The sequence below is a fragment of the Deinococcus piscis genome (assembly GCF_014653275.1).
Taxonomy (GTDB): Bacteria; Deinococcota; Deinococci; order Deinococcales; family Deinococcaceae; genus Deinococcus; species Deinococcus piscis.
Window position 1 is genome coordinate 23,333 of record NZ_BNAL01000034.1, and the last position, 6,000, is coordinate 29,332.

Genomic DNA, 6,000 nt, shown 5'->3' on the forward strand with positions numbered 1-6,000 from the left:
CCACAGCGCTCGGCCTCTCTAGGCGCGCTGAGGCGACTGTGAACGCTTACTTTTCCGGGGTCGGTGTGACTGGGTTGTTGGATGTGGCTAGGTTATTGGGTGCAGTTGGGTTTAGAGACAGGTCACCTGCGGCCCCACACAGCAGCGCCACCTGCCCGGCATGCCAGGACGAATGCCGGGCGTTCAGCCGCAGCAAACCCGCCACGCTGAAGCGGCGGCCCGCGTAGTCCAGCGGCTGGGCCAACTGCTGCTCAGAAAGGCTCCCCAGCGTGGTGAGCTCCCACCGCAGCAATTCCGGCAAATAATGCGGCGGGTCCAGCTCTAATTGCAGCGCACGGGCCACTGCGCCCCAGTAGGCACGCTTGGTGTCCAGAATGTGCCGCAGCCGCTCCAGGGCCAGCGCCTGCCCAGGGGCGTCCGGCGCTCTGTCTAGGGCCTGCTCAAAGGCGCGGTCCACACTCTCCCACGGGTCGAAGCTGGACTCGTTGAGCAGGGCGTACAGCCAGGCCAGGTGATTGGGCGGAAGGTCAGCGCGGTCAGATTGGCGTTTGCTCATGCCGCTATCCTCGCACGCATGCCCCGCAGCGCGCGCCGCTGCGCTGGCGTCTGCTAGCTTGGGCAGGATTCTTTGGCCCAAGTGGGCCATGTGCCACCCACCTGATCTATGTCCCACGACCCGCTCCACTTCCTGCTGCACCTGCGTTCGGCCCTGACTGGCCGGGCGTCTTTCGGGCGGGCCGGGCCGCAGTCGGAAGGGGCTACACGTCTGGCGGCGCTGGGGCCGTGGCTGGTCATGCTGGCCGCGCTGCTGGGGCTGTCGGCTCCGGCCCCAAGAGAAGCGGCGCAGAACTTGCCCCCAGAACAGCTGCAGCAGGCTGAACTGCCCACCCTCGAACGCAGCAGCGCCCTGCCGGGGCGGCACCTGAAAGAAGGCCAGCCCCCGCAGCCGTGGCCTGACCTGCCCCCCGGCAGGCCCGAGCTGCCCAGTGGCCTGCATATCCTGCCGCTGCTCACTGTTTTGGCCCTGGACCTCCCTACCCCGCAGCGCCTGGCCCACTGGGGCAAACGGCAGCTGGAAGGCGGCTAGGGGGCGGCACACCTGGCCTCTAACCTCATGACTTCCCGACCTCTACAGGAGAACTGCTTTTGACCTTCAACAACCCCAATCAGCGTCAGCGCCGACCCCGGCGCGGCGCGGTGCCCATCGCCAACCGGCCCAGTCCCTGGACGGGCCTGCTGCTGCTGGTCACCTTTCTGACCGCCCTGGCTTTCATCTGGCGGCCCTGGCAACACCCAGACACCCCCACGCAGCTGTACAACGACGAGTATCAGGCTGTGACATTGGGCCTGGACCTGCGCGGCGGCCTGCGCATTGAGCTGGAGCCCACCACAAAGGACTACACCCGCGAAGACCTGGACAAGGTCAAGACCATCGTGGAGAACCGGGTGGACGCTCTGGGCGTGGCGGAGCCCACCGTCACTGTGACGAGCAATGACCGCGTGGTGGTCGAGGCTCCCGGCGCAACGCCGGAGATTCAGCAGCAGGTCCGCGATGTGATCGGGCAGACCGCCCGGCTGGAGTTCCGCATCGTCAAGGATGGCGTGACGCCTGACAGCACCCTGGCTGCCGAGAAGCCCGAAACGGGCGGCTACACTCTGGACGACCTCGGCCCAGCGCAGGCCACCGGTGAGATTATCGCCGACGCCCGCGCTACCACCGACCCGTCCGGTCGCTGGGTGGTGGCCTTCGACAACACCGAAGAAGGCGCCAAAAAGTTCGGTGAGTTCACCGGCCCCAACGTCGGCAAGCTGATGGCGATTGTGCTGGACGACCAGATTCAGTCGGTCGCCACCATCAACCAGCAGCTGTTCCGCGGCGTGCAAATCACCGGCGACTTTGATGCTGACGAGGCCAGCCAACTGGCGCTGGTGCTGGAAAGCGGTTCGCTGCCGATTCAGGTGCAGACCGCTGCCGAGCGCTCTATCGGCCCCAGCCTGGGCGCCGACGCCATTCAGAGCGGTATGACGGCTGGTCTGATTGGCCTGGGCGCCGTGTTCGTGCTGCTGTTCCTGTACTACGGCCCCTGGCTGGGCCTGGTCGGTGCCCTGGGTCTGCTGTTCTCGGCGGCCATCCTGATGGGCCTGCTGGGCGGCTTTGGCTCCACGCTGACGCTGCCGGGCATCGCCGGTCTGGTGCTGACCATCGGCGCGGCAGTGGACGGCAACGTGATTTCCTTCGAGCGTTTCAAAGAGGAGCGCCGACGCGGCAAAGGCGTACGCCAAGCCATCGCCAAAGCGTATGAGCACTCGACCCTGACCATCCTGGACGTGAACGCCACCCACCTGATCAGTGCCTTTGCCCTGTACCAGTTTTCCAGCGGCCCGGTGCGCGGCTTCGCGGTCGCCGTAATCGCCGGTACGCTGGCTTCGACCTTCTCCAACCTGGTGTTCGCCAAGTGGATGATGAGCTGGCTGGCGCAGCGCTTTCCCAACCTCAGTGCTCCGCAGTGGATCACTGAGCCGCGTATCAACTTCATGAAGCCCGCCGCCCTGATCAGCGCCGTGAGCGGCCTACTGGCCCTGGGCGGCATCGCCTACGTGGCGACGCAGGGCCTGAACTACGGGGTGGATTTCCGCTCTGGAACCACGGTCACCGCCCGCTTTGCGGACGGCGTGACCCCCGAGCAGATTCGCGCGCAGATAGTGGCCGCCGGCGCCGAGCAGGTCACTCCGCAGAACACCGTCATTCAGCAGGACATCGTGCCGGGCACCGAAGGCCAGCAGTACACCATCAAGGTGCCCGAACTGACCGCCGAGCAGGTGAGCGCGGTTGGTCAGCAACTGGCCAGCCTGAGTGGCGGCGAAGTGCAGAGCAGCGAGACAGTCGGCCCCACCGTAGGCGCAGAGCTGACCCGCAACACCATCTACGCCATGCTGCTGGGCCTGACCGGCATTCTGATCTACGTGTGGTTCCGCTTTGACCTAGTGATGGGCCTGGGTTCCATCCTGGCAACCATACACGACGTGGCCATCGCAGTAGGCATCTACGCGCTGCTGGGCCTGGAGTTCAACATCTCCACCGTGGCGGCCATCCTGACATTGATCGGCTACTCGCTCAACGACTCGATCATTATCTCGGACCGCATCCGCGAGAACCTGCGCTCAATGCGCGGCCAGAGTTACCGCGACATCGTGAATGCCTCGATCAACCAGACCCTGTCGCGCACCGTGATGACCTCGCTGAGCACCATGCTGCCGCTGATCGCCCTGCTGATCTGGGGCGGGCCAGTGCTGCGCGACTTTAGCCTGATTCTCCTGATCGGTATCATCGTGGGCACCTATTCCAGCATTTACATCGTGGCCCCGCTGGTGGTGTTCTGGAACGAGCGACGCCAGCCCCGCACGGCCCAGCCTGAGCCTGTGGCCTGAGCCGCGTCCCCTTTCTCCGCCCCCCTCGCCCCGCGCCTGGCTGCCAGCGCGGGGTTTTTGAGTGCAGGGGTTTTTTTGAGTGCAGGGTGTTTGTGGGCTGAGTGCGCTTGCCAGTGCACTTGCCAATGCGCTTGCCAGGCCCCTCATCACCACTTCACCCCGGCGTCAGCCTCAGCCGTTAAGCTGTGAAACATGAAAGTCAGTCATATCGTGATGACCGCTGCCGCACTGGGCGCTGCGCTGGGCACCTCTGCCCTGGCCCAGACGACCAGCCAGGCCGCCGCCCGCCAGAGCACCGGCTTGCCCGTCAGCATCCAAAAGGACAACCGCTTTCTGATTCTGAGCGAAGCCGGGATTGCCCGCGCTTTTCAGAACGCTGCCACCCGCCCCGACGCCGTGTTTGTGACCCGCGACCGCAAAGTGACCATTTCGCTGGAATACCGCAACTCGGCGCTGCGCCCCAACGAAATCACGGCGCTGCTGACCCAGTACCCTAGCGTGCTGCGCCGCCAGCTGCCCGGTATCAAGACCCTGAATGCCGACATCGTGCGTGCCGGGGGCAACCAGTGGGCACAGTTCGTGATGACCCTGCCCGGCAAGAACGGTGCCGAGCGCCGCTTGGAGCAGCTGATGACTTCAGTAGGCAACCGCCCGATGGTCGTGACCATTGACAGCACCACCGAAGGCTACAAGGCCAACGAAACCGCCGTGCGCAACCTAGTGAACTCGATTCAGGTGATTCGCTAAGCAAAAAGAGAGAAGGAATAAAAGCGGAGGGCAGACGAAATACCGTTGCCTTCCGCTTTTTGCTTTCCCTGACCCTGTATCCTGCCCCCTATGCTGGCCGCCTTTAGTGGACATCCTTTTCTGGCCGAATTGGCGCTGCACGACTGGGCTGAGCAGCGCGGCATCAACCGCGCCGAGCTGACCCGGCTGAGCGGCGACGAGGTGACGCCACAGACGCTGGAGCCGCTGCTGGCCCCCAGCCTATTCGGTGGAGGCGGCGTGATTGTGGACCTGAGCGGAGTCAAGCCAGGCAAGGAGCTGATGGAGTTACTGGCGGGGGCCGCCGCACCCGCGTTGGTGCTGGACGTGACCGCCCCGCCCACCCGCGCCAAAGTCTATGAGGCGCACGGTGAGCTGGTCCGCAGTCCCAATCCGCAGCGCCCCGGTGACGTGCTGGGCTGGCTGGTGCCCTACGCCAAGAGGCAAGGGCTCAAGCTGGAAAAAGATGCTGCCGCCTACCTGGCCGATGTCTTTGGCACCGACCTGACCGGCATTGCCGGTGAACTGAACAAACTGGAGTTTCTGCCCGCTGGCACCCGGCTGGACGAAGCCACTGTGCAGGGGGTGGTGGGACGCGAGCGGGCCGGTGACTCGTTCGCCATGCTGGACGCGGCCACCGCAGGGCGGCCCGCGCCTGCGCTTGAGCAGCTGGGGCGGCTGCTGCGCGGCGGTGAAGATCCCTTTCGCTTGCTGGGCGCGGTGGTGTGGCAGTACAGCCTGGTCGCCCGCTGCGTGGGCCTGATCGCCGAAGCAGGCGGCCCGGTCAATGAGAACGCCGCCGCCAGCCGCCTAGGGGCCAAACCCTACCCAGTCAAAAAAGCCCTGGCGGTGGCCCGCCGCTTGGATGAGGCCAAAATCCGCCGCCACCTGGGGCGCATCGCTCAGGCGGACCTGGACCTCAAGCGCGGCCACGACCCGGCGCGGACCTTGCAGCGGCTGATGATTGAGCTGAGCCGCTAAGCCACCTGGCGGGATATCCGGTCACGGGTCAGGCCGTCCCCGCTTCTGCCCCAGGCTGATGAGAAGGTCAGAGCCCCCCTAGAAGGCGATTGTGTTTTGCTTCATGAGAATATAGCCGGGAAGCCTAATACTTTTACACCGGACTCAGGCCCTAACACTTTTCTCACTCATGTGTTTGATGGAGATCTTATGAAGAAACTGAGTTTCATGCTTTGTACGGCAGGTTTACTGGCTGGCTGTGGTGGCACTCCTATGCCCACACCTGAAGGGACACCCGCGCCCCAGCCCGAGGCCCGCCGTGTTCCTGATGTGCAGGTCCAGCTGCCCGCGCTGACCGACTTTCCAGCTCAGACGAACCGCCTTAAGGCTCAGGCGTCGTCACTGCCAGCCTGGACGGGCGAGAAACTGTATGAGGGCTACCAGCAGTTCGGCCCAGAGCTGGAGGTGACCAATGCAGGCGATGTTATTTCGGCCAATTTACGGGCCAGCACCGGCGGTGTCTATCCAAGTTTCATACGGGTCTTGAACTCTGTAGGCGGGGATTATCAAGAGCTGCAATCGAATGGTAGTGGTTCAGGTATCGGCCTGGCCATTGATCCTGCGTTTTATCCTGGGGGAGCAAGTCGGAAAAATGCCTGGATTGTCAGGTCATCAGGCGGAGGCGACGCCTCCAGCTATACGCTCAATATCTATAATCGCTCTTTTCAGGAAAAACCTTTGCTTGTGCTGGGACCTACCAGTCAAGAGCTGACCATTTACCTCAGTAGGTGACAACTTCAGTTTGACCTCGTTCCAGACGGCAAAAACCAACAGACGGCCCCATCA

At 64.0% G+C, this 6,000-nt stretch carries 6 protein-coding genes; 5 read left to right on the forward strand and 1 reads right to left on the reverse strand.

Annotated features, from left to right (window positions below):
• Window positions 1-46: 46 nt before the first annotated feature.
• A complete protein-coding gene (locus tag IE158_RS11315; protein ID WP_189643815.1) occupies window positions 47-556 on the reverse strand; it encodes a hypothetical protein in 510 nt (169 codons plus the stop codon).
• 108 nt (window positions 557-664) lie between these two features.
• On the opposite strand from IE158_RS11315, the gene IE158_RS11320 reads away from it, so the two are divergent.
• The 5 genes from IE158_RS11320 (at window position 665) to IE158_RS11340 (ending at window position 5,946) form a co-directional block, all read left to right on the forward strand.
• On the forward strand, window positions 665-1,087 hold the full coding sequence (locus IE158_RS11320) for a hypothetical protein (protein ID WP_189643816.1): 423 nt from the start codon (window positions 665-667) through the stop codon (window positions 1,085-1,087).
• Between the two features lie 59 nt (window positions 1,088-1,146).
• Complete coding sequence (secD, locus tag IE158_RS11325) at window positions 1,147-3,429, forward strand: protein translocase subunit SecD (RefSeq protein WP_189643817.1); 2,283 nt, start codon at window positions 1,147-1,149, stop codon at window positions 3,427-3,429.
• Window positions 3,430-3,621: 192 nt separating this feature from the next.
• Entirely contained in the window at window positions 3,622-4,176 is a 555-nt protein-coding gene (locus IE158_RS11330; protein ID WP_189643818.1) for a hypothetical protein, read from the forward strand.
• 90 nt (window positions 4,177-4,266) lie between these two features.
• Window positions 4,267-5,175, forward strand: coding sequence for a DNA polymerase III subunit delta (gene holA / locus IE158_RS11335; RefSeq protein WP_189643819.1), 909 nt, complete (start codon window positions 4,267-4,269; stop codon window positions 5,173-5,175).
• 189 nt (window positions 5,176-5,364) lie between these two features.
• Window positions 5,365-5,946: a hypothetical protein gene (locus IE158_RS11340; RefSeq protein ID WP_189643820.1), complete on the forward strand. Its 582-nt coding sequence runs from the start codon at window positions 5,365-5,367 to the stop codon at window positions 5,944-5,946.
• The last annotated feature ends 54 nt before the right edge of the window (window positions 5,947-6,000 follow it).

Coding starts and splice junctions, on each gene's coding strand:
- IE158_RS11315 (WP_189643815.1), bottom strand. CDS start 556: ATGAGCAAACGCCAATCTGACCGCGCTGACCTTCCGCCCAATCACCTG.
- IE158_RS11320 (WP_189643816.1), top strand. CDS start 665: ATGTCCCACGACCCGCTCCACTTCCTGCTGCACCTGCGTTCGGCCCTG.
- IE158_RS11330 (WP_189643818.1), top strand. CDS start 3,622: ATGAAAGTCAGTCATATCGTGATGACCGCTGCCGCACTGGGCGCTGCG.
- holA (WP_189643819.1), top strand. CDS start 4,267: ATGCTGGCCGCCTTTAGTGGACATCCTTTTCTGGCCGAATTGGCGCTG.
- IE158_RS11340 (WP_189643820.1), top strand. CDS start 5,365: ATGAAGAAACTGAGTTTCATGCTTTGTACGGCAGGTTTACTGGCTGGC.